General features: G+C 66.4%; 23 protein-coding genes. 3 read left to right on the top strand and 20 right to left on the bottom strand.

The features are described from left to right. Positions 1-2: 2 nt before the first annotated feature. Positions 3-695 (bottom strand): MBL fold metallo-hydrolase, encoded by a 693-nt coding sequence (locus tag HQ354_RS23315; RefSeq protein WP_167677010.1) that lies wholly within the window; start codon positions 693-695, stop codon positions 3-5. Between the two features lie 173 nt (positions 696-868). Here HQ354_RS23315 and HQ354_RS23310 point away from each other — a divergent pair, with 173 nt between their 5' ends. Then, on the top strand, positions 869-1,729 hold the full coding sequence (locus HQ354_RS23310; protein ID WP_222634106.1) for a peptidylprolyl isomerase: 861 nt from the start codon (positions 869-871) through the stop codon (positions 1,727-1,729). After that, the gene (locus HQ354_RS23305) at positions 1,729-2,532 is read left to right on the top strand and encodes a peptidylprolyl isomerase (protein ID WP_222634223.1); all 804 of its coding nucleotides are present in this window, start codon (positions 1,729-1,731) and stop codon (positions 2,530-2,532) included. Before HQ354_RS23310 ends, HQ354_RS23305 begins: the two co-directional genes overlap by 1 nt. Before the next feature lie 62 nt (positions 2,533-2,594). On the opposite strand, the gene HQ354_RS23300 is transcribed toward HQ354_RS23305, so the two are convergent. From HQ354_RS23300 to HQ354_RS23245, 12 genes are all read right to left on the bottom strand, one after another. Further along, positions 2,595-4,970 (bottom strand): bifunctional (p)ppGpp synthetase/guanosine-3',5'-bis(diphosphate) 3'-pyrophosphohydrolase, encoded by a 2,376-nt coding sequence (locus tag HQ354_RS23300; RefSeq protein WP_068424355.1) that lies wholly within the window; start codon positions 4,968-4,970, stop codon positions 2,595-2,597. A 73-nt stretch (positions 4,971-5,043) separates the two neighbouring features. Next, on the bottom strand, positions 5,044-5,598 hold the full coding sequence (locus HQ354_RS23295; protein ID WP_068424358.1) for an adenine phosphoribosyltransferase: 555 nt from the start codon (positions 5,596-5,598) through the stop codon (positions 5,044-5,046). Further along, positions 5,595-7,307: an ABC transporter substrate-binding protein gene (locus HQ354_RS23290; protein ID WP_167677008.1), complete on the bottom strand. Its 1,713-nt coding sequence runs from the start codon at positions 7,305-7,307 to the stop codon at positions 5,595-5,597. Before HQ354_RS23290 ends, HQ354_RS23295 begins: the two co-directional genes overlap by 4 nt. Further along, the gene (gene secF, locus HQ354_RS23285) at positions 7,307-8,494 is read right to left on the bottom strand and encodes a protein translocase subunit SecF (RefSeq protein ID WP_068424364.1); all 1,188 of its coding nucleotides are present in this window, start codon (positions 8,492-8,494) and stop codon (positions 7,307-7,309) included. The genes HQ354_RS23290 and secF overlap by 1 nt, the downstream gene beginning before the upstream one ends. A gap of 1 nt (position 8,495) precedes the next feature. Beyond that, on the bottom strand, positions 8,496-10,223 hold the full coding sequence (gene secD, locus HQ354_RS23280) for a protein translocase subunit SecD (protein ID WP_222634105.1): 1,728 nt from the start codon (positions 10,221-10,223) through the stop codon (positions 8,496-8,498). A 122-nt stretch (positions 10,224-10,345) separates the two neighbouring features. Then, positions 10,346-10,741, bottom strand: a complete 396-nt coding sequence (gene yajC, locus HQ354_RS23275) for a preprotein translocase subunit YajC (RefSeq protein ID WP_222634104.1) — start codon at positions 10,739-10,741, stop codon at positions 10,346-10,348. A gap of 159 nt (positions 10,742-10,900) precedes the next feature. Then, complete coding sequence (gene ruvB, locus HQ354_RS23270) at positions 10,901-11,977, bottom strand: Holliday junction branch migration DNA helicase RuvB (RefSeq protein ID WP_068424368.1); 1,077 nt, start codon at positions 11,975-11,977, stop codon at positions 10,901-10,903. After that, complete coding sequence (gene ruvA / locus HQ354_RS23265; RefSeq protein WP_114329629.1) at positions 11,974-12,579, bottom strand: Holliday junction branch migration protein RuvA; 606 nt, start codon at positions 12,577-12,579, stop codon at positions 11,974-11,976. The genes ruvB and ruvA overlap by 4 nt, the downstream gene beginning before the upstream one ends. Then, complete coding sequence (gene ruvC, locus HQ354_RS23260; protein WP_114329631.1) at positions 12,576-13,193, bottom strand: crossover junction endodeoxyribonuclease RuvC; 618 nt, start codon at positions 13,191-13,193, stop codon at positions 12,576-12,578. Before ruvC ends, ruvA begins: the two co-directional genes overlap by 4 nt. 92 nt (positions 13,194-13,285) lie before the next feature. After that, the gene (locus HQ354_RS23255) at positions 13,286-14,041 is read right to left on the bottom strand and encodes a YebC/PmpR family DNA-binding transcriptional regulator (protein WP_222634103.1); all 756 of its coding nucleotides are present in this window, start codon (positions 14,039-14,041) and stop codon (positions 13,286-13,288) included. 91 nt (positions 14,042-14,132) lie between these two features. Beyond that, the gene (gene pdxT, locus HQ354_RS23250; RefSeq protein WP_222634102.1) at positions 14,133-14,735 is read right to left on the bottom strand and encodes a pyridoxal 5'-phosphate synthase glutaminase subunit PdxT; all 603 of its coding nucleotides are present in this window, start codon (positions 14,733-14,735) and stop codon (positions 14,133-14,135) included. Beyond that, positions 14,732-15,583 (bottom strand): acyl-CoA thioesterase II, encoded by an 852-nt coding sequence (locus HQ354_RS23245; protein ID WP_222634101.1) that lies wholly within the window; start codon positions 15,581-15,583, stop codon positions 14,732-14,734. The genes pdxT and HQ354_RS23245 overlap by 4 nt, the downstream gene beginning before the upstream one ends. 54 nt (positions 15,584-15,637) lie before the next feature. Between HQ354_RS23245 and HQ354_RS23240 the strand changes: the two genes are divergently transcribed. After that, on the top strand, positions 15,638-16,258 hold the full coding sequence (locus HQ354_RS23240; protein WP_261769038.1) for a hypothetical protein: 621 nt from the start codon (positions 15,638-15,640) through the stop codon (positions 16,256-16,258). A 43-nt stretch (positions 16,259-16,301) separates the two neighbouring features. Here HQ354_RS23240 and pdxS read toward each other — a convergent pair whose 3' ends face one another. The 7 genes from pdxS to thrS form a co-directional block, all read right to left on the bottom strand. After that, complete coding sequence (pdxS, locus tag HQ354_RS23235) at positions 16,302-17,231, bottom strand: pyridoxal 5'-phosphate synthase lyase subunit PdxS (protein ID WP_308115102.1); 930 nt, start codon at positions 17,229-17,231, stop codon at positions 16,302-16,304. A gap of 132 nt (positions 17,232-17,363) precedes the next feature. Continuing rightward, on the bottom strand, positions 17,364-18,389 hold the full coding sequence (locus HQ354_RS23230; protein ID WP_222634100.1) for an NUDIX domain-containing protein: 1,026 nt from the start codon (positions 18,387-18,389) through the stop codon (positions 17,364-17,366). Continuing rightward, positions 18,389-19,513, bottom strand: a complete 1,125-nt coding sequence (locus HQ354_RS23225; protein ID WP_222634099.1) for a glycosyltransferase family 4 protein — start codon at positions 19,511-19,513, stop codon at positions 18,389-18,391. The genes HQ354_RS23230 and HQ354_RS23225 overlap by 1 nt, the downstream gene beginning before the upstream one ends. Continuing rightward, positions 19,510-20,415, bottom strand: a complete 906-nt coding sequence (locus HQ354_RS23220) for a phosphatidylinositol mannoside acyltransferase (protein WP_222634098.1) — start codon at positions 20,413-20,415, stop codon at positions 19,510-19,512. The genes HQ354_RS23225 and HQ354_RS23220 overlap by 4 nt, the downstream gene beginning before the upstream one ends. Continuing rightward, positions 20,412-21,089, bottom strand: a complete 678-nt coding sequence (gene pgsA / locus HQ354_RS23215; protein WP_114329641.1) for a phosphatidylinositol phosphate synthase — start codon at positions 21,087-21,089, stop codon at positions 20,412-20,414. Before pgsA ends, HQ354_RS23220 begins: the two co-directional genes overlap by 4 nt. Positions 21,090-21,114: 25 nt before the next feature. Then, on the bottom strand, positions 21,115-21,657 hold the full coding sequence (locus HQ354_RS23210) for an HIT domain-containing protein (protein WP_068424394.1): 543 nt from the start codon (positions 21,655-21,657) through the stop codon (positions 21,115-21,117). 2 nt (positions 21,658-21,659) lie between these two features. Further along, entirely contained in the window at positions 21,660-23,684 is a 2,025-nt protein-coding gene (gene thrS / locus HQ354_RS23205; protein WP_207890760.1) for a threonine--tRNA ligase, read from the bottom strand. Positions 23,685-23,747 lie beyond the last annotated feature (63 nt).

The raw sequence follows: 23,747 nt of genomic DNA, 5'->3' as shown, positions 1-23,747 counted from the left end.
GGTCACAGTGTTCCTTGTTCGGGGCCGGACAGTCCAACGAGGAAAGGGTTCGACGCCCGTTCCTGGCCGATCGTGCTCTGGCCGCCATGGCCGGGCAGGATCACCGTCTCGTCGGCCAGCGGCAACAGTGTGGTCGCGATCGAGGCCAGCAGTTGCTCGTGGTTGCCGCCGGGTAGGTCGGTGCGCCCGATCGAACCCGCGAACAACGTGTCGCCCGTCAACGCGATCGTTGCCGTGCCGTCCGGGGTGTCGACGTCGGTCGTGAAGACAACCGATCCCTGCGTGTGCCCCGGCGTGTGCAGAACCTCGAACGTGATGCCCGCGAGCTCGAGTGTGGAACCTCCGACCAGATTCTCGACCGTCTCGGGCTCGTGGAACTCCGCGTCTCCCAACAGCGCGGCGAGCGTCGGACCTGTCCCGCGCAGCGGATCGGAGAGCATGTAGCGGTCGTCGTCGTGGATGTAGGCCGGGATACCGAACTTGGCGCACACCGGTGCGACCGACCACGTGTGATCGAGATGACCGTGTGTCAACAGCACCGCGACCGGCGTCATGGACGACGAGTTCAAGAACTCGATCAACGGTTCCGCAGCATCCTGTCCGGGATCGACGACGACACATTCGGTCGCATCGTCCTGCGCGAGGATGTAGCAGTTGGTCTGGAACATCCCCGCCGGGAATCCGGTGACGAGCACAGCACTAGCTCCTAAGGGTTGCGGCCAGGTAGTTCGTCCACAGTAATCCGGTCGTTCCTGCAGGCTCCACTCCGGCACTGTGCGCCTGTGATGCCCGTCAGTCACTTCTCAGGAAGTAATGGCACACTCACTCACGGCCGGTTTCGGCCCTGGACGAGCAGGAGGATACCGAAGTGCCCAGCAACGAGCAGCGGCGTGAGGCGGCGAAAAGGAAACTCGAGCGGCAGCTCGAACGCCGTGCCGAGCGTGCGAAGAAGCGCAAGCAGCTGACGATCGCAGGATCCGTACTGGGCGTCGTCGTTGTGGTCGGAGCGGTCGCCGTGGTGTTCGCGTTGACCCGAGGCGGCGACGACGAGTCGGAGACCACCGCGTCCGCCACGCCCTCCTCGGACACGCTCATCGCCGACGGCCGGTCCGAGCCGTTGGCCGACACCGTGACCTGCGCCTACCCTGCGTCGGCACAGCCCGCGGCGAAGGAGAACACTCCCCCGCGCACCGACGGCGTTCCGACGTCGGACGAACCGCTGAGCTACAGCATGGCGACGTCGCAGGGCAACATCGGCCTGACCCTGAACAACCCCCAGTCCCCGTGCACCGTGAACAGCTTCGTCTCCCTGGCCAATCAGGGCTACTTCGACGGCACCTCGTGCCACCGACTGACGACGAGCGCCTCGCTGAGCGTGCTCCAGTGCGGTGACCCGGCCGGTACCGGAATGGGCGGCCCCGGATACGAATTCGCCGACGAATTCCCCGCCGACCAGTTCGCCGAGGGTGACCCGGCAGCCGACGAACCGATCACGTACCCCCGTGGCACCATCGCGATGGCCAATGCCGGACCCGGCACCAACGGCAGCCAGTTCTTCCTCGTGTACGGCGACTCGACGCTTCCTCCCGCGTACACAGTGTTCGGCACCATCGACGAGACGGGACTGCAGACGTTGGACAAGATCGCAGCCGCAGGCGTGGAAGGCGGCGCCCAGGACGGCAAGCCCGCGCAGCCCGTGGACATCACGTCGATGGTGAGTGACCTGTGATGCGCCGTACCTCACCCGCAGTCCTCGCCGGCGCAGCCGCCGTCGCCCTTCTCGTGGCCGGCTGCTCGTCCGACGGTTCCGGCACCGCGTCGTCGACGACGTCCGGCTCGGCCGGCTCGACCACCTCGGCCGCGCCGACGACGGAGCAGCAGCAGCTCGACCTCAGCCGGTTCGGTTCTCTGCCCGCTGTTCCGTCACCCGAGGCGTCGACGACGACGTGCGACTACCCGGAGGCGACGCCCGCCATCAAGGACAACACCCCACCGGCGACCGACGGGGTGTCGACGCAAGGCACCGTCGACGTCGCGATCACGACGAGCCAAGGCCCGATTCAGCTGGTTCTCGACCGCGGCGAAGCTCCGTGCACCGTCAACAGTTTCACCAGTCTGGCGACGCAGAGCTACTTCGACGACACGACCTGCCACCGGCTGACCACGACGCCGGGACTCGAAGTCCTGCAGTGCGGTGACCCGTCCGGGCAGGGCAACCGCGGCCCGGGCTACGAGTTCGCGAACGAATACCCGACCACGGCATATCCCGTCGGAGATCCCGCGTCGTCGCAGCCGGTCGTGTACCCGCGTGGCACCGTCGCGATGGCGAACGCCGGTCCCGACACGAACGGAAGCCAGTTCTTCCTCGTCTACGCGGATTCCGTGTTGCCGCCGCAGTACACCGTGTTCGGCACGATCTCCGAGGAAGGACTCGCCACGCTCGACAAGGTCGCAGCCGCGGGCGTCGCGACCCCCGGCGGAGACGGTGCGCCGAACGCCGAGGTCACGCTCGAGACGGTAGTCGCGCAGTAGCGCCACGTGAGTGCGAATGTACAGCGGGCTGTACATTCGCACTCACGGGCGGCAAAGCCGCCTTACGCCGCCGACGTGAGCCGGTAGACGTCGTAGACGCCTTCGACGTTGCGTACGACGTTCAACACGTGGCCCAGGTGCTTCGGGTCGCCCATTTCGAACGTGAACTTGCTGATCGCGACGCGATCGCCCGACGTCGCCACCGACGCCGACAGGATGTTGACCTTCTCGTCCGCCAACGCCTTCGTCACGTCGGACAGAAGCCGATGCCGGTCGAGCGCCTCGATCTGAATCGCCACCAGGAACACCGACGACGCCGACGGAGCCCACTGCACGTCGATGAATCGTTCCGACTGCTCACCGAGCGACTTCGCGTTGGTGCAGTCGGTCCGGTGCACACTCACCGAACCTCCTCGCGTCACGAAGCCGAGAATCTCGTCACCCGGGACCGGGGTGCAGCACTTGGCGAGTTTGGCGACGACGCCCTCGGTACCGGACACGAGCACGCCCGCATCGCCGACGTGACGCGGCCGCGTCGGAATGGTCGACGGCGTTGCCCTCTCGGCCAACTGCTCCTCGACGTCACCGACCCCGCCCAGGTGCGCGACGAGCCGCTGGACGACGTGTTGCGCGGACACGTGGCTCTCGCCGACAGCCGTGTACAACGCCGACACGTCGACGTAGCGCAGTTCGTGAGCGATGGTCGACATCGACTCGGCATTCATCAACCGCTGCAACGGAAGACCGCCGCGGCGGACCTCCTTGGCGATCGCATCCTTGCCTGCTTCGAGTGCTTCCTCGCGGCGCTCCTTCGCGAACCACTGGCGGATCTTCGTCTTCGCGCGCGGCGAGACGACGAACCCCTGCCAGTCACGGCTCGGCCCGGCGTTGACGGCCTTCGACGTGAAGACCTCGACGACCTCACCGTTGTCGAGCGTGCGTTCCAAGGCGACGAGTCTGCCGTTGACGCGGGCGCCGATACAGCGGTGCCCGACCTCGGTGTGCACGGCGTACGCGAAGTCCACCGGACAGGACCCGGCGGGCAGCGTCACGACGTCGCCCTTCGGCGTGAAGACGAAGATTTCCTTGACCGCGAGGTCGTAGCGCAGTGATTCGAGGAACTCGCCCGGGTCGGCGGCTTCACGCTGCCAGTCGAGCAACTGACGCATCCACGCCATGTCGTCGACCTCGGCGTTGTCGCTGCCGTGCTTGCCGCGTGTCTCCTTGTAGCGCCAATGCGCGGCGATGCCGAACTCGGCCGTCCTGTGCATGTCGCGGGTGCGAATCTGCACTTCGAGCGGCTTGCCCTCCGGACCGACGACGGTGGTGTGCAACGACTGGTAGACCCCGTACCGCGGCTGCGCGATGTAGTCCTTGAACCGGCCTGCCATCGGCTGCCACAGCGAGTGCACGACGCCGACCGCGGCGTAACAGTCGCGAATTTCGTCGCACAGGATGCGAACGCCGACGAGATCGTGGATGTCGTCGAAGTCGCGCCCCTTGACGATCATCTTCTGGTAGATCGACCAGTAGTGCTTGGGACGCCCCTCGACCGCGGCACTGATGCGCGACGCGGACAGCGACGCGTTGATCTCGGCACGCACCTTCTCGAGGTAGGTGTCCCTCGACGGCGCCCGATCTGCGACCAGGCGGACGATCTCGTCGTACTTCTTGGGGTGCAGGATCGCGAACGCGAGGTCCTCGAGTTCCCACTTGACCGTCGCCATGCCGAGGCGATGCGCGAGCGGCGCGATGACCTCCAGCGTCTCCTTGGCCTTGCGCGCCTGCTTCTCCGGCGGCAGGAACCGCATCGTGCGCATGTTGTGCAACCGGTCGGCGACCTTGATGACGAGCACACGCGGGTCGCGGGCCATGGCGATGATCATCTTGCGGATGGTTTCGCCCTCGGCCGCGGACCCGAGAACGACCTTGTCCAGCTTGGTGACGCCGTCGACCAGGTGCGCGACCTCTTCGCCGAACTCGTCGGTCAGCTGAGTCAGCGAATACCCGGTGTCCTCGACGGTGTCGTGCAGCAGCGCGGCGACGAGCGTCGTCGTGTCCATGCCCAGCTCGGCGAGAATGTTCGCGACGGCGAGCGGATGGGTGATGTACGGATCGCCCGACTTGCGCATCTGCGTCGCATGCCGTTCGTCGGCGACGTCGTACGCCCGCTGCAGCAGCGCGAGATCGGCTTTCGGGTACAACTCCCGGTGCATGGACACCAGCGGCTCTAGCACCGGCTTGACCGCCGTGCTGCGTCCGGCCGTGATACGACGCGCCAGTCGCGCGCGGACTCGTCTCGACGCCGACGTCGGCACCGCGGGCGTGGTTCTACCGGTTGCCGCCCGAGACGGCGTGGCCTGCTGCTCCCCCGCGTCGTTCTGCTCGGTCTCCGGCCTGGATCGTTCTGGCACGGATCGGTCGACGGAACGGGTCATGTGATCGCCTCCTGCCGCGCTGTCTGCGTCGTGTCGCTCCCGCTTGGAACGCAGTATGGGACAACTTTAGTCCTCACACCTGCTTCAGGCAGGTGACCGGGTACCCCTCGCATCGCGAACGTCCACCGAGCGCAGCGATCTCGAGGACGACGGCGGCACCGACGATCTCGGCGCCGCGCCCTCGCAGCAGCTCCGCGGCCGCGGCGATGGTGCCACCGGTGGCCAGCACGTCGTCGACGACGAGAACACGGCGGCCCGAGACATCAATCGCCTCGGGGATCTCCAGTTCGGCTGCGCCGTATTCGAGTTCGTATCGCTGGGACACCACCGGCGGAGGAAGCTTGCCCGCTTTGCGCATGGCCAGAACTCCCGAACCGAGTGCCAACGCCACGCCTGCCCCGAGCAGGAATCCGCGGGCGTCGATACCGGCGACGAGATCGGTGCCCTCGCCCGCGACGGCCAGCTCGTCGATGACGGATGAAAGACCGACGGCGTCGGCGAACACCGGGGTCAGATCGGCGAAACGCACACCCGCGGTCGGGAAGTCGTCCGCCCACCGTACGAGTCGGTCGATGTTCTTCGACGCCGTGCTCTCGGTCGTCACGGACGGGTCGCTGTGTCTACTCACCGAAGAAGTATCCACCTGTCCATGTTCCAGCCGATACCCGCGGCCGTCGGATCGACGACGACGTTGCCCATACCGTCGGCCACGGCCGCGGTTCGCGGGGCCGAGAACAGTGGCAACGACGGCATGTCGTTCCACAGAATGTTCTCGCCCTCGGTCGACAGCGCGAGACGCGAGGCATCCGAGGTTTCCACGGACAGTTGGTCGACGATCGCGTCGATACGACCGTTCGCGTAGCCGCCGACGTTGCTGCCCGCACCGCTGTGCAGACTGTCGTGGGCAGTCGCGTCGGACACCGAACCCGCGGCACCGGACGCCGACGCCGTGGAACCGAGAATCGCGTCCACCTCGCCCGTTCGGAGTGCCGTCGGCGAGAACTGCGGTGAACCCGCGTCCTGCACCGTGATTCCGGCCGGTGCGCACGCGGCCGCGATGTCCGCGACGATCTGGGCGCGACGCGAATCCGGCGCGAGGTATCCGATACGGACGGTGAGGCCGTCGATGCCTGCACCGGCGAGTTCGGCCGTCGCCGTGGCGATGTCGGGCTGACGGAACCGGTTCGCCGCCGTCGCCGCCACCGGCGCGTACAGCAGATCGTCGACGCGAACGAGACGCGAATCGACGACGCCCGACCCGACACCGGTCGTCTCGTCGAAACCGGGGTGACCGTAGCTGTCGAACAAGGACTGTCGCGGCGTGCACAGCGCGATCGCACGACGCGCAGCCGACGGGGCGAGTGCACCGCTCGTCGCGAACGTCAGTTGCTCGATGCCGGTGGACGGATAGTCGGTACGTGCGAACCCGTCCGCCGGGACGTCGTTACCCGCCCCGTGGTCGATGACTTCCAGTTCGCCGTCACCGGCACGAGACTGAATGTCGGTTCCCTTGGGCCACACGACTATTCGATCGGTGGACGGGGCGATGCCCCACCACTTGTCGTTGGCGACGAGTACGAGACCGCCGTCCGCGGTGTAGGAATCGACCCGATACGGACCGTTCGACGGCAGCAACGACGTGTCGACCGAGCCGGGCGTCAGATTCCACCCGGTGTTCCAGAATTCGGCGATGCGGCCGACGACGTCGAGGTCGTCCGACGCGATCGGCGCGACGACGTCGGGAACGCCTGCCACCCGGGCTGCGACATGGGCGGGGAGAATGTCGGTGGCGCCGAACAGATTTCGCCAGTCCGAGTACGAGCGCCCGGCCCGGAACGTGACCGTGGCTTCCTTGGCTCCCGCGCTGCAGGCGACCTGATCGATGTCCTTGTACCCGGCCGTCGACGCCGCGTCGAACAGTGGCAGATCGTTCTCGCCCGCCACGAAGCGGCCGCTGTTGGCAGCCCATGTCAGCACGAGATCGTCGCACGTCATCGGAACCCCGTCGGAGTACACGGCCTGTGGCGCGATCACGTACCGCACCGTCAGCACGTCGCCGGGCACGACGGCCGCACTGCCGATGTCGTTGTCCGCCAGCGCTTCTCCCTCCGGCCCCAGATAGCTGAACCCGGTCTGCACCCGCGGGAACGCTTGTCGCGCACCCGATGCCGCGCCGTCGACGGTGTTCGCGTTGTACGTCGAGACGACGTTGTCGAGCGCGTACCCGATGGACGGAACCTGGTCCTCGGCTGCCGAACAGCCCGCTACGACCGATGCCGTGACGACGGCAGCCACCGCTGCCGTCGTCGTGCGCACTACCCCGATCCGTGCGTGCATCAACGCCTCTTCTTGTTCCGCTTTCCGGTCGGCCGCGAACCGGGCGTCGGAGTCACCGACGCGGGAGCCTTGGACGCGACGGCGACGGCAGGCGTGGCTCCCCCGCCGCGCTGGGCCGCCTCGGCGCGCTTGGCCAACACCTTCCTGGTGTGCGCTGCGACCGGACCCCACTTCTCCTTGAGCGTGACGAGCAGCGGCGTCGCGAAGAAGATCGACGAGTACGCGCCGACGATCATGCCGACGAGCTGGACGAGGGCCAGGTCCTTCAGCGTTCCGACGCCGAGCAGCCACACCGCCACGATCATCAACGCCAGCACCGGAAGCACACCGATGACGGTCGTGTTGATCGACCTCATCAACGTCTGGTTGACAGCCAGGTTGGCCTGTTCGGCGTAGGTCTTGCGGTTCAGGTGCAGGATGCCGCGAGTGTTCTCCTCGACCTTGTCGAACACGACGACGGAGTCGTAGAGCGAGAAACCGAGGATCGTGAGCAGACCGATGACCGTCGCCGGCGTCACCTCGAATCCGACGAGCGAGTAGACACCGGCTGTGACCAACAGGTCGAACCCGAGCGCGGCGAGCGCCGCCAACGCCATGTCCCGTTCGTAGCGTATCGAGATGTAGATACTGACGATCACCAGGAACACCACGAGCGCGATCAACGCCTTCTGCGTGATCTGACCACCCCACGTCTCACTGACGTCGGACACGCTGATCGCGTTCGGCGTGGCGGTTCCGCTGCCGTCGACGGGCTGGAACGCGTCGAACAAGGCAGTCTTCACGCTGTCGACCTGGCCTGCGTCGAGGGCCTCGGACCGCACCTGCACGGTGGCCGCGGCACCGGAACCGACGGTCTGCACGGACACCGGCTCGAATCCGAGCGTGTCGGAGAAGACGGTCTCGACCTGTTCGGTGCTGACATTGTCGGCGGCCGGGAGCTGGATCCTCGTTCCACCCTCGAAGTCGATGCCGAGCGTGAAGCCGCGGAAGACCATGCTCAGCAGGCAGATCAGGACGATCGCACCGGTCAGCAGGTAGTAGAAGCGCCGACGTCCGACGACCTCGAATGCACCGGTACCGGTGTAGAGGCGATTCAGCCAACCATGATGCGGCTGAGCGTCCTGTGCGACGTCGGCGTCCTTCACGAGCGTCGAACCCTCGACGTCGCTGCGGGGAGAATCGGACATGTCATGCCCCCTTGGTCGGCGCGGCGGCCGCAGTGTCGGGCTTCGGTCGCGCGGCCGCACGTTTGCGTTCCTGCGCGATCTCGGCGACGGCGCCGAGGCCGTTGACCCCGGGCTTGGACCAGAACGTGGACTTGGACGCCAGGTAGACGAGCGGCCACGTGACGAGAACGACGACGACGACGTCGAGGATCGTCGTCAAGCCGAGTGTGAACGCGAATCCACGCACCTGGCCGACAGCGAGCACGTACAGCACAGCGGCGGCGATGAAGCTGACCGCGTTACCGGACAGGATCGTCTTGCGGGCGCGGGCCCATCCTCGCGGAACGGCGGACCGGAAGCTGCGTCCCTCGCGAATCTCGTCCTTGATGCGTTCGAAGAACACCACGAACGAGTCGGCGGTCATACCGATGCCGATGATCAGACCGGCGATACCTGCCAGGTCGAGGGTGAAGTTGATCCACCGACCGAGCAGTACCAGGATGCCGTAGACCATCAACCCGGCCAGGACCAGTGACAACGCGGTCAGCAGTCCGAGCGCCCGATAGTAGATCAGGCAGTACACCAGCACGAGGGCCAGACCGATCGCGCCCGCGATGAGGCCCGCCTCGAGCGATGCAAGTCCGAGAGTCGCGGACACCGTTTCGGCTTCCGACGACGCGAACGACAGCGGCAGCGATCCGTACTTCAGGGTGTTCGCCAACTCGGCCGCGGACTGGGCGGTGAACTGCCCCGTGATCGACGTCGCGCTGCCGGCGGGGGTCGCGCCCTGGATCTGCGGGGCGCTGACGACCTTGGAGTCGAGCGTGAACGCGGCCTGACTACCGATGTTGGCACCGGTGAACTGTGCCCACGTGGTGCTTCCTTCGGAGTCGAAACTCAGACTGACCTCGTGACGCGACTGCTGGGTGTTGAAACCCGACGTCGCATCGGCGATCTGCTGTCCGTCGATGATGCTCGGGCCGAGGATGTAGACCGCGGTACCGTCCGTGGAGCACGCGACGAGGGGCAGCGCCGGGTCGTCGTTACCCTGCAGCGGGTCGGGCGCGTTGCAGTCGATCGTCGCGGCCGCAGTCTGCTGAACCTGAGGGTCTTCGCTCTGCCGCGAGGCTTTGGCCTCGGCGATCTGTGCGGCAGCCTGCTCGCTCTCGGTGCCTTCGGTCGCGGGCTCCTCGGACGAAGTGGTGTCCACAGCGGGGGCTTCGGGAGAGGGAGTCGGGTCGACTGCGCTCGGGTCCTGTGCCGGGAACGGGCGTCCCTGCGGGACCGAATCGCCTGCAGGTGCCGGTGCCTCGGTCGTCGGCGCGGCCGGAGCCGGCGTTTCGGTCGCAGGCGCCTGCGCGCCGGCCGACGGCTGCAAGGCGCTCTGGACGGGCCGAATGAACAGACGTGCCGTCTGTCCGAGCGATCGAGCCTGCGAGCTGTCGTCGCCGGGAACCGTGATGACCAGGTTGTCGCCGTCGATGACGACCTCGGACCCCGAGACGCCGAGACCGTTGACGCGCGTCTCGATGATCTGCTGAGCCTGCTTCAAGCTGTCCTGGCTCGGCGCGCTGCCGTCAGGGGTTCGTGCGGTCAAGGTGACGCGCGTGCCGCCCTGCAGGTCGATGCCCAGTTTGGGACTCGGCGACTTGTCTCCGGTGAAGAAGACCAGTGCATACACGGCAGCCATCAGAACCGCGAACACGGCTAGATAGCGACCTGGATGCACCGATCCGCTGGAAGGTGCCACGGTGTGTGATTCTCCTCTGGGCTTTCGGACGGCATGCTGGGTTGGACGAGGGGGACGCGTTCCCCGGCACGCGAAACCGCTGCCGGATCAGGTCCGACAGCGGCGACGGTGCTGGGCCGAGGTCACTCCTTGTCGAGGCGACGTGTGGTCTGCGAGGTGGTTTCGTCTGCGGGAGCCTGGGGTGCCGGCTTCTCGAGCGACGGAGTGGAGTCACCGATGCCGGACAGGTCGTCGGGCGCGGAGAATTCCTCGTCGCCCTCGGTGTCGGCGGGAAGAACTTCGCGGACGACGGCGCGCGACCACGTGGTGACGATGCCGTCGGCGATTTCGAGGTCGACGGTGTCGTCCTCGACGAGCACGACACGTGCGTACAGCCCGGCGGTGGTGACGACCTCGTCGCCGATCTTCAGCGAATCCTGCAGCGCCTGCGTGTCGGCCATGATTTTCTTCTGCTTGCGGACGTTCAGGAACATCGGTACGAGCAGGGCCACGATCAGGAGCGGGAAGAGCAGTTCCATCTTTACGTCAGTCCTCGAAGTTTCGTAGTACGGGGTGTTCGGAAAGTCATCGGTACGTGCGGTGCGCACGCTCGAACTCCGCAGCGGAGTCCGTGCATGGCCCCCAGTGTGCCATTACCGGGGTCGTCCACTGCTCGGCTCCCACCGATTATCAGCAGATTATTCGAATAGGCCCTGTTGAGGCTCGCTCGCCCGAACCGTGATACCGCCGATGGCGAGATCCGGAGGAGGCACGAGACCCAGGTGCTCCCACGCGGCTGCCGTGGCGACGCGTCCGCGCGGGGTGCGCGCGATCATTCCGGCTCGGACCAGGAACGGCTCGCACACTTCCTCGACCGTCGCAGGTTCTTCGCCGACCGCCACTGCCAGCGTCGACACGCCCACCGGCCCTCCCCCGAAGCTGCGGATCAGCGCGCTGAGGACGGCCCGGTCGAGTCGGTCGAGGCCCAGGTCGTCGACGTCGTAGACCACGAGCGCCGCTTTCGCGGTGTCCTTCGTCACGGTGCCGTCGCCGCGCACGTCGGCGTAGTCGCGGACACGTCGGAGCAGACGGTTGGCGATACGAGGCGTGCCCCTGGACCGTCCCGCGATCTCGGCGCACCCGCCCTTGTCGATCGGGACACCCAGGATTCCGGCCGACCGGAGCAGAATGCGCTCGAGTTCCTCCGGCTCGTAGAAATCCATGTGAGCGACGAAGCCGAACCGGTCTCGGAGCGGGCCGGTCAATGCGCCGGACCTGGTGGTGGCGCCGACGAGGGTGAACGGCGCGACTTCGAGGGGTATGGACGTGGCGCCGGGACCTTTGCCGACCACGACGTCGACCCGAAAGTCCTCCATCGCGAGATACAGCATTTCCTCGGCAGGTCGAGCGATGCGGTGGATCTCGTCGATGAACAGAACGTCACCCTCGACGAGGTTGCTGAGCATGGCGGCGAGATCGCCCGCCCGTTCGAGCGCGGGCCCCGACGTCAAGCGCAGGGACGTACCGAGTTCTTGAGCGATGATCATCGCCATCGAGGTCTTGCCGAGACCGGGAGGTCCCGACATCAGAATGTGGTCCGGAGTGCCACCGCGGAGCTTGGCACCGGACAGCACCAGTTGCAGCTGCTCCCGCACACGGGGTTGGCCGATGAAATCCGTCAGCGACTTCGGTCGCAGGCTCGTTTCGATGTCGAGATCGTCCGGGGTGGCCTGGGCGGTCACCTGCGACTCGTCGATGTCGGACTCGTCGGTCATTTGCTCTTGCTCAGGTAGGCCAGAGCCGACCGCAGCGCGGCCGATGTCGACGCGTCGGGCTGCGCCGCGAGGACCGAATCGGTGGCGTCCTCGGCCTGTTTGACGGCGAAGCCGAGTCCCGTGAGCGCTTCGACGATCTGATCACGTACCGGTGAACCGGCGGCGCTGCCGGACGGCAACGGAACACCCGACGATCCGACGATCGCGTCGACCTTGTCGCGCAGCTCGACGATCATGCGTTCGGCGCCGCGCTTGCCGATCCCGGGCACACGCGTCAACGCCGTCACATTGCTGTCCGCGAGTGCCGTACGCAGCGCATGCGGGTCGAGGACCGCCAACGTCGCCATCGCGATGCGCGGCCCGACGCCGGACACCGTCAACAGCAGCGAGAAGAGGTCACGCGTCTCGTTGTCCGAGAAGCCGTACAGGGTCATCGAGTCCTCGCGGACGATCATCGTGGTCAGCAACCTCGACTCGGCGCCGCGGCTCAACGTTCCGAGAGTCGCGGGCGTCGCGTTGACGCGGTATCCGACGCCCGACGCTTCCAACACGGCGTGATCGAGGGCGATCTCGAGGACTTCGCCGCGTATCGACGCGATCACCGCGCACCTGCCTTTCGTGCCACCTCACGCTCGGCTGCGGACTTGCGTGCCGCACGTGCCTTGCGCTCCTCGGCGAGCCTCGCTTCGTACTTGCGCTTCTGCTCCGCCGCCATCTTCTCGGCCTGTGCCATTCGGGCGATCATCGGAGCCCGCCAACAATGACAGATCCCGAGCGCGAGAGCATCCGCGGCGTCCGCGGGCGTCGGTGCGACCTGCAGGCCGAGAATACGCATCACCATCGCGGTGACCTGCGCCTTGTCGGCACTTCCGTTACCGGTGACGGCTGCCTTGACCTCACTGGGCGTGTGGAAGCAGACGTCGATGCCGCGCCTGGCGGCTGCGAGGGCGATGACACCCCCGGCCTGAGCCGTACCCATCGCCGTCCGCACGTTGTGCTGCGCGAAGACACGTTCGATCGCGACCACGGAGGGCTTGTGGGTGTCGAGCCAGTACTCGGCTGCCTCGGAAATACGGAGTAGACGCTGGGAGAGTTCCATGTCCGCGGGAGTACGGACGACGTCGACGTCGAGCGCGGTGACGCTCCTCCCGGTACCGCCTTCGATCAAACTCAACCCGCAGCGGGTCAAGCCGGGATCGACGCCCATCACACGCACTCTGGCACACCTTCCGCCTACGAACTGTTGTTCGATAGCGTAGCGGAGGGACGCCCGGGCGGGCGTGTGCGACACCCGCCCGGTGCGCCGACCTAGTCGACGTCGAGTTCGGCCAGCACCTCGTCCGAGATGTCGACGTTGGAGTACACGTTCTGTACGTCGTCGCTGTCCTCGAGTGCGTCGATCAGCTTGAACACCTTGCGTGCGCCGTCCGCGTCGACCGGAACGCTGACCGACGCCTGGAAGCTGGCCTCGGCGGAGTCGTAGTCGATGCCCGCGTCCTGCAGAGCGGTACGGACTGCGACGAGGTCGGTCGGCTCACTGACGATCTCGAACGTGTCACCGTTGTCGTTGACTTCCTCGGCACCGGCGTCGAGCACGGCCATGAGGACGTCGTCCTCGGACTGACCGTTCTTCTCGAGGGTGACCAGTCCCTTGCGGGAGAACAGATAGGACACCGAACCCGGGTCGGCCATGTTGCCGCCGTTGCGCGTCATCGCGACACGCACCTCGCCGGCTGCGCGATTGCGGTTGTCGGTGAGGCACTCGATCAGCACCGCGACACCGTTGGGGCCGTAGCCCTCGTACATGATGGTCTGCCAGTCGGCGCCACCGGCTTCCTCGCCCGCACCGCGCTTGCGTGCCCGCTCGATGTTGTCGTTGGGAACCGACGTCTTCTTCGCCTTCTGAATGGCGTCGTACAGCGTCGGGTTACCCGAGGGGTCTCCACCACCGGTGCGGGCCGCCACCTCGATGTTCTTGATCAGCTTGGCGAACGACTTGCCGCGCTTGGCGTCGATCACAGCCTTCTTGTGCTTGGTGGTGGCCCATTTGGAGTGGCCGCTCATACGATGGAGCCCCTTTCGTACTGCATACAAGTGTCTGCACAGTTTACGCGCGCCCTCGGGCGTCCGACGCCGCGATGGCGGTCGAACCCGATCAGGCCGCTAGGACGAGGTCCACGAACAGCCGGTGCACGCGGCGGTCACCGGTGACCTCGGGGTGGAAGCTGGTCGCCATGACGCTTCCCTGACGCACCGCGACGACGCGCCCCTCGGCTGGGCCGTCGGGGACGGTCGCGAGGACCTCGACGCCGGCGCCGACGCGTTCGACCCACGGTGCGCGAATGAAGACCGCGCGGACGGGATCCCCGTCGATGCCGACGACGTCGAGGTCGGTTTCGAAGGAATCGACCTGCCGACCGAACGCGTTGCGTCGAACGGTGATGTCGAGGCCGTCGAGATGCTGTGCGTCGGGCCGAGTGTCCAGTATCTCGCTCGCCAGCAGGATCATGCCCGCGCAGGACCCGTACGCGGGCAAGCCGTCCTTCAACCGGGCGCGGAGTGGTTCGAGCAGGTCGAACACCGAGAGCAGCGTGCTCATGGTGGTCGACTCTCCGCCGGGGACGATCAGACCGTCGACCGCGTCGAGTTCCTCGGGCCTGCGCACCGTGATGCCGTGTGCTCCGCTGGTTTCCAGCGCTACGAGGTGCTCGCGCACGTCGCCCTGCAGCGCCAGAACGCCGATCGTCGGCTCGGTCATCGAGGCGTGAACGGGTCTGTGGCGGACTTGCTCGTGTCACGTTCGAACCGCATCAGCCCCTCCTGCACGACGGCCGCGACCATTCGGCCCTGCCGATCGAAGATCCGGCCCTGCGCGAGAGCACGACCGAAATCCGCGGACGGCGACGTCTGGTCGTAGAGCAACCATTCGTCGGCACGGAACGGGCGCAGGAACCACAGCGCGTGATCGAGCGACGCGGTCTGCGTGACGACGTCCGGGTGCGGCACCTTCGCCGAGCCGATGAGCGTCATGTCCGACATGTACGCCAGTGCACAGACATGGAACACCTGGCTGTCCGGCAACCGATCGCGGTAGCGGAACCACACTCGTTGCTGCGCCGCGAAACTCGCATGCTTGTCCTGCTGATCGTCCGGGATACGCCGGATGTCCCACTCCTTCCACTCCGCGTAGAACGAGTGGTCGTAGTCGGGCAGTTCACGCGGATCGGGCAGAGATTCGGGGTCGACGGCACGCGGCATCGTGTCCTGGTGCGAGATGCCGTCGTCGTCGACATGGAAGGACGCCGACATCGTGAAGATGGCCTTGCCGTCCTGGATTCCGGTGACGCGCCGAGTGCAGAACGACCGGCCGTCGCGGATGCGATCCACGAGGTAGATCGTGGGTTCGGTCGGCTTCCCCGGTCGAATGAAGTAACCGTGCAGCGAGTGCACCCGATACTGCTCCTCGACGGTGTTCACCGCGGACACGAGCGCCTGACCGGCGACCTGTCCACCGAAGGTGCGCTGGAGCAGACTCGGGAACGTTCTGCCTCGAAAGATGTCGTTCTCGATGCGCTCTAGTTCGAGAATGTCCTCGATACTGGCCATGGGTCACCTTTCTCTAGCTGCCGAAGAAGGCTAACAAGCAGCCGTACAGGCAGGATGGTCGACGTGCCTGCCGTTCAACCGATCTTTCCGGATCGTCTCGCCCATACGATCGTCGAACGAACTCCGCGCGGACGTCGCGCCGTCGTCGCGATCGACGGCGCGGACGCGGCCGATCCGGTCGAATTCGCCACGCGCGTCCGTGATGTCGCCGCGTCCGACGGACGGTCGGCGACGGTGATCGACCTTCACGACTTCGTCAGACCCGCGTCGTTGCGCTTCGAGTACTCGCGGACCGACGAACTCACCTACCGGACCACGTGGTTCGACTTCGACGCCCTCGACCGTGAGGTGATCGCACCGCTGCAGCCCGGCGGTCGTGGCCGAATCCTGCCCCGGTTGTGGGACGAAGCGACGGACCGCTCGGCCCGCGCCACGCTGGTCGACGCGGCCCCGGACCACCTGGTGATCGTCGCCGGACCGATGCTGCTGGGACGGGTATCCGCTGCCGTCGTCGTACATCTGACGCTGTCCGCGGCGACTCTTCGCAGGAGGACCGGTGAATCCGAACAGTGGACTCTCGAACCGCTGGCCGAGTACTACCGGGACGTGACCGACCGGCCCGATTTCCTCGTCCGCTGGGACCATCCCGACCGGCCTGCGATCATCCCCTCGTGAGTGCGAATGCGTGCTGGAGCACGCATTCGCACTCACATGCGGTTCACCAGCCGCGCTCGGCCAGACGGTGGCCGACGGGCAGATCGTCGACGTTGATGCCGACCATCGCCTCGCCGAGACCACGCGAGACCTTGGCGAGGACATCGGGGTCGTCGTGGAACGTGGTGGCCTTGACGATGGCCTCGGCGCGCTGCTGCGGGTTGCCGGATTTGAAGATTCCCGATCCGACGAAGACACCCTCGGCGCCGAGCTGCATCATCATCGCCGCGTCGGCAGGCGTGGCGATGCCGCCCGCGGTGAACAGCGTCACCGGCAGCTTGCCTGCCTTCGCGACCTCGACCACGAGATCGTAGGGCGCCTGCAATTCCTTTGCGGCCACGTACAATTCGTCCTCGGGCAGCGACGTGAGTCGTCGGATCTCGTCACGGATCTTCCGCATGTGCGTGGTTGCGTTCGACACGTCACCCGTGCCCGCCTCGCCCTTGGAGCGAATCATGGCCGCGCCCTCGGTGATCCGGCGCAGCGCCTCGCCGAGGTTCGTGGCTCCACACACGAACGGGACGGTGAACTTCCACTTGTCGATGTGGTTGGCGTAGTCGGCCGGGGTGAGGACTTCGGACTCGTCGATGTAGTCGACCCCGAGGCTCTGCAGTATCTGCGCCTCGACGAAGTGACCGATGCGTGCCTTGGCCATGACGGGGATCGAGACGGACGAGATGATGCTGTCGATCATGTCCGGGTCGCTCATCCTCGACACGCCACCCTGAGCACGGATGTCGGCGGGCACGCGCTCGAGTGCCATCACCGCGACGGCGCCTGCATCCTCGGCGATCTTGGCCTGTTCGGCGGTGACGACGTCCATGATCACGCCGCCCTTGAGCATCTCGGCCATACCGCGCTTGACCCTGGCCGTTCCGACGCCGCCGTCGCCGCTGTCGGTGTGGCTGTTCACTGGCACGATGGGGGTACTCACGACGAACTCCTGTAGATATGGGAACGATGGCGTTGCCGGCACTGCTGCTCACGGCGCGACCGAGTGTAGGCAGGAGTGGACCGGCATTCCATAGCCAATCGGGATTTTCTGGACCTCTCGACGCCGTCGTTCTCAGCGAATCGCGCGGACCTCGGGTTCGACGCGTCGCGCCAACACGATGTTGACCTCGTCGAGCAGTTCGGCGAGATCCTGCGGGTAGACGGTCTCCCCCGTCGCCGCCAGCGACCGGATGTCGTCCTCGGTGCACCACCGATGTCCGGTGACCGTGCGCCGTTCCAGATCGGTGAACCCCGAGTGCTCGGGCTCGAACTCCTGCGTGCGGTAGGCGAAGAACAATTCCTCGGACCGCAGAAGCGTCCCGTTGAACGGGAACGTGGCGACGCGTCGCCACATCGGGCCCTTCAGATCCGCCGCCGCCGCGACGAGCCCGGTTTCTTCCAGTACCTCGCGTGCCGCCGCCTCGCGCAGGTTCTCGCCGGGTTCGACGGCGCCGCCGATCGTGAACCAGAAATAGACGTCGGGAACGGTCGGATCGTGGCCGCGCAGCAGCAGCACCCGTCCGCGCTCGTCGACGAGAACGACACGCGACGACGTCCGTTGCACGGCTCGACCCTCGGTTCCGTACGTCGCGGATGCAGACCGCTCGACGATCTCGAAGTAGGCAGGCAACGGCGCCGTGCCACCGAGATGCAGGACGCGGACCGGACGGGTCGTGCGGAGTGCCAGCGTGTCGCGCACCGCGTCGTTGTGGAACCGCCTCGCGATCAACACGCGCGCTTCGGCGTCGGCCAGTTCGGCGACGAGCTGCGGCGGAAGTTCGGTCGAATCGACCGCGGCGAGCGCGACGGACAGCGCGTTCTCGGCGTCCTCACGGTGCACGCGGTCCGCCCGTTCGGCGACGTCGGCGAGCGACGCGAGTTTCCTCGATTCGGTGAGCCGAGCGCGCGTCGCCGCCGACACCGCACGCGCGACGACCGCTCGACGCGCCAGCGCCGCGTCGAGCGACTGCCACGCGAGATCGGTGCGCACGTGCAGTCGGTCGAGCCGGTTCGCCGTCCCGTAAGCCCAGAGCCCGACGACCAGAATCACCGCCGCGATCGCCCCGAGAATCAGGATGGTCAGTGCCGAGAACGTCATCAGCTCGCCGCCCTGACCTTCTGACCTCCGACGGTCACCGTCTCGTACACCCGCATGATCTGTTCGGCGACCACCGGCCAGTCGTACTCGACGACGACCGCGCTGGCCGCGTCGACCAGTGCTTGCCGTGTGGCGTCGGACGACAGCACCGAGTCGAGCGCCGTCGCCAACGCTGCAGAGTCGTCGATCGGAACGAGCACCCCAGCGGTCCCGTCGCGCAACACCCGCCGGAACGCGTCGAGTTCGCTCGCCACCACCGCGGTTCCCGACGCCATCGCCTCGACCAGCACGATGCCGAAACTCTCGCCGCCGAGGTTGGGGGCGCAGTACACGTCGGCGCTGCGCATCGCCGACGCCTTGACGTCGTCGTCGACCTGTCCGAGGAACGTCAGGTGCCGCGCAAGCGGGCCTGCGTCGCGGCGCAGCTTCTCCTCGTCTCCACGTCCGACGACCAGAATCTCGAGGTCGGGGTGGTGTTCGACGAGCGTCGGTAACGCGCCGAGCAGGACCGCCATGCCCTTGCGTGGTTCGTCGAAGCGTCCGAGGAAAAGCACGGTTCGGCCTGCGCGTGGGTAACCCGAGAGCATCGGGGCGCGGGCGAACGCCTGCACGTCGACGCCGTTGGGGATTTCGACGGCGTCGCTTCCGAGCGCTTCGACCTGCCAGCGGCGGGCCAGCTCGGAGACAGCGATGCGTCCGCTGATCTTCTCGTGGTACGGCCGCAGCACCCCTTGAAAGGTGCTCAGTACCAACGATTTCGTCGTCGACGTGTGGAAGGTGGCGACGATCGGACCTTCGGCGGCCTTGAGGGCCAACATCGACAGACTCGGCGCGTTCGGTTCGTGAATGTGCAGGACGTCGAAGTCGTTCTCGGCGATCCAACGCCTGATGCGCGCGTAGGTGACGGGTCCGAAACGGAGCCGTGCAACGGATCCGTTGTAGGGAATCGCGAGCGCTTCGCCCGCGGAGACGACGAACTCCGGCAGCGTCGTTTCCTCGGATGCGGGCGCGAGGACGCTGACGCGATGGCCACGCTCGATGAACACGTCGGCGAGCTGTTCGACGTGGGCCTGGACGCCGCCCGGAACGTCGAACGAGTACGGGCAGACCATTCCGATCTTCACGTGCCCTCGATTCGATCGCGCCTGGCCTGGCTCAGGTCGGACAGCCACAGCGGCTGCAGCATGTGCCAGTCCTCCGGGTGCGCGGCGATGTTCGCCGCGAACACGTCCGCGAGAGCCTGTGTGGCGCTGTCGATCCCGGCCGTGACGTCGATGCGCGGCGAGATCGAAAAGCCCCAGCCGTCGCCGTCGAACCAGCAGTGCACGGGAAGCAGGTGGGCACCGGTGTCGATAGCGAGCTTCGCAGGGCCTGCGGCCATCCGCGTCTGCTCACCGAAGAACTCGACGGGAACACCGTGTCGGGCCAGATCGCGCTCACTGAGCAGGCACACGACCTTGTTGTCGCGCAGACGATCCGACAGCGCCGCGAACGGCGGAGTCTCGCCGCCGCTCAACGGGAAGATCTCGAAACCGAGGCTCTCGCGATAGTCGACGAAACGCTGATAGAGCGACTCCGGTTTCAGCCGCTCCGCGACCGTCGAGAATCGACCGTAGTAGCGCACGAGCCACATACCTGCCATGTCCCAGTTCCCGCTGTGCGGCAACGCGAGAACGGCCCCGGAGCCGTCGGCGAGGGCCGCGTCCAAGTGTTCTCGTCCCTGCACACACCCGTCGATGACGGCGGCCTGGGCGTCGAGATCCATCGAGGGCAGCCGGAACGCTTCACGCCAGTACCGTGCGTACGACCGCACGCTCGCCCGGATCAGATCGTCGGGGACCGCGTCCGGGGTGACGTCCAAGACCCGGGCTAGATTGCGCCTGAGTTGCTGTGGTCCCCCGTGCCGCGACGCCGCGACGTCGGCGCCCGTGTCGAACGCCCTCCTCGCCAGGCCGTGGGGCAGGGCACGCACTACTCGCCACCCTGCCGCGTACCCGGCATCGGTGGCGCGTTCGGCGAACGTCATGCCGATTCGGTCTTTCCCGTGGCGTCACTCGACGGCGGCGTGATGATGTCGCGGGCACCGTCCGATCCGCGCACGGCGAGCACGCGCTGGAACACGGTGACGACGCTGAGGGCTGCCAGCACCCACATCGCGGGGTAGAGAACACTCTGCAGGCCGGGGATGTCGAAGTGCCTGCCGATGCCGGTGAGACCGGCTGCGACGAGCACGATCACCAGGCGGTCGGGACGTTCGATCCAGCCACCGTCCGCCGACAGGCCGCTGGCCTCGGCGCGAGCCTTCGCATAGGAGATGACCTGCGACGTCACGAGGCACACCAGTGTCGCGACGAAGAGAACCTTGTCGTTCTCGCTGAACACGGCCCACCACGCGAGACCGGCGAAGATCGCACCGTCGGCGACGCGATCGCAGGTGGCATCGAGTACTGCCCCGTATTTCGTGCCGCCACCGCGCGCCCGGGCCATCGCCCCGTCGAGCATGTCGAACAGCACGAACAGCGTGATGACCATGGTGCCCCAGAACAGGTACCCGGCCGGGAACATCGTGATGGCGGCGACGACGGTGACGACCGTTCCGATCAGAGTCACCGAGTTGGGAGTCAGGCCGGTGGCATTGAGCGCACGTCCGAGTGGCGCCGTCACTTTGGACACCGGCGCTCGACCCAAGATACTCAGCACGACGCACCCCCCTGCAGAATCGTAGTCATTCGGCCCAGGCCGACGCCAGCAATGCCCGTGTGTCCCGAAGTAGTTGGGGCATGACCTTCGCACCGCCGACGACGGTGATGAAGTTCGCGTCGCCGCCCCACCTGGGGACGATGTGCTGATGCAGGTGTTCGGCGAGCGAACCACCCGCGGCGGCGCCCAGGTTCAAACCCACGTTGAACCCGTGCGGACGCGACACCGTCTTGATGACGCGGATGGCCTGCTGCGTGAAGGCCATCAACTCGTCGCTCTCGGCCCGGGTCAGGTCTTCGAGCGCGGCGACGCGCCGGTACGGCACGATCATCGTGTGGCCCGGGTTGTACGGGTACAGATTCAGCACCGCGTAGACCTGCTCGCCGCGCGCCACGACCAGCCCGTCCTCGTCCGTCATCTTCGGGATGTCGGTGAACGGTTCGCTGGAGTGATTCTTCGATTCCGGCGCTTCGGTGATGTACGACATCCGATGCGGCGTCCACAACCGCTCCAACCGATCCGGATCACCCACCCCGGTGTCGACGATCGTGGCGTCCTGTTCGGGCATGTTCAGCTCACTCCTGAAGTGTCGGGAAGAAAGAGCTCGGCCGTCGGAGATGCGTTGTCACGGGCGGCAATCCAGTCGGAGATCAGTTCGACGGCGCGTTCCGTCGGAACCCCGTTCACCTGGGTACCGTCGCGGAACCGGAAGCTGACCGCACCGGCTTCGACGTCGCGCTCACCGGCCAGGAGCATGAACGGGACCTTCTGAGCCGTCTGGTTGAAGATCTTCTTCTGCATCCGATCGTCGCTTGCGTCGACCTCGGCGCGAATTCCACGCTTCTTCAACTCGGCGACGACGGCGAACAGGTGGTCCTGGTGTACCTCGGCCACCGGAATTCCGACGACCTGAACCGGTGACAGCCATGCCGGGAACGCACCTGCGTAGTGTTCGGTCAGCACACCGAAGAACCGCTCGATCGACCCGAACAGTGCTCGGTGAATCATCACGGGGCGTTCCTTGACGCCGCCGGAACCGGTGTATTCGAGCTCGAAGCGTTCGGGCAGGTTGAAGTCCAATTGAATGGTCGACATCTGCCAGGTGCGTCCGAGCGCGTCCTTCGCCTGGACCGAGATCTTCGGACCGTAGAACGCGGCGCCACCCGGATCCGGAACCAGGTTCAGACCCGACGCGGCCGCCACCTCGGCGAGGGTGTTCGTCGCTTCCTCCCACACCTCGTCGCTACCGACGGACTTCTCGGGGTTACGGGTCGACAACTCCAGGTAGAAATCGTCGAGGCCGTAGTCCTTCAGCAACCCGAGCACGAATTCCAATGTGCGAGTGAGCTCGTCGCGCATCTGCTCGCGCGTGCAGAAGATGTGCGCGTCGTCCTGCGTCATGCCGCGCACACGGGTGAGTCCGTGGATGACGCCCGACTTCTCGTAGCGGTAGACCGAGCCGAACTCGAACAGCCTGAGCGGCAGTTCACGGTAGGAGCGACCGCGCGACCGGAAGATCAGGTTGTGCATCGGGCAGTTCATCGGCTTCAGGTAGTAGTCCTGGCCGGGCTTGCGGACAGCGCCGTCATCGTCCAGTTCGGCGTCGAGGTGCATCGCCGGGAACATGCCGTCGCGGTACCAGTCGAGGTGACCGGAGACCTCGTAGAGGTGCCCCTTGGTGATGTGCGGGGTGTTGACGAACTCGTACCCCTCCTCGATGTGACGCTGCCGTGAGTAGTTCTCCAGCTCGTTGCGGATCACGCCGCCCTTGGGATGGAACACGGGAAGGCCGGATCCGAGCTCGTCGGGGAAGCTGAACAGGTCGAGTTCCGAGCCGAGCTTGCGGTGGTCGCGACGCTCGGCTTCGGCGAGCAGCTCGAGGTGGTGATCGAGTGCCTCGGTCGACTCCCAGGCGGTGCCGTAGATGCGCTGCAGGCCCGCATTCTCCTGGTTACCGCGCCAGTACGCTGCGGAACTGCGCGTCAGCTTGAACGCGGGCACGTACTTGGTCGTCGGAATGTGGGGTCCGCGGCACAGGTCGCCCCAGATGCGTTCTCCGGTGCGCGGATTGAGGTTGTCGTACGCCGTCAGCTCACCGCCGCCGACCTCCATGATCTCGGGGTCGTCGATGTCGGACTTGTCGTCGACCAGTTCGAGCTTGTACGGCTCGTTCGCCAGTTCCTCGCGTGCCTGCTCGATCGACTCGTAGACGCGACGCGAGAAGCGCTGTCCCGCTTTGACGATCTGCTTCATCTTCTTCTCGAGCTTGGTCAGATCCTCGGGCGTGAAGGGTTCCTTCACGTCGAAGTCGTAGTAGAAGCCGTCCTTGATGAACGGGCCGATTCCGAGCTTGGCGTCGGGGAACAGCTCCTGCACGGCCTGCGCGAGAACGTGCGCCGCCGAATGCCGGATGACGTTGCGTCCGTCGTCGGTGTTCGCCGGTACCGGGTCGACCTCGGCGTCGACGTCGGGAGCCCACGAGAGGTCGCGTAGCTTGCCGTCCGCGTCACGAACGACGACGATCGCGTCGGGACCCTTGTTGGGTAACCCGGTGTCACGGAGCGCCGTTCCGGCGGTCGTTCCAGCCGGCACCATGATGCGTGCGGGCAAGACGGCGTTTCCGGGACTACTCACAGCGATGTGCTCCTCGTTCGTTCT

Source organism: Rhodococcus sp. BP-261, from assembly GCF_019835205.1.
Classification (GTDB): domain Bacteria; phylum Actinomycetota; class Actinomycetes; order Mycobacteriales; family Mycobacteriaceae; genus Rhodococcoides; species Rhodococcoides kyotonensis_B.
This window is presented reverse-complemented; position numbering and strand designations above follow the sequence as displayed.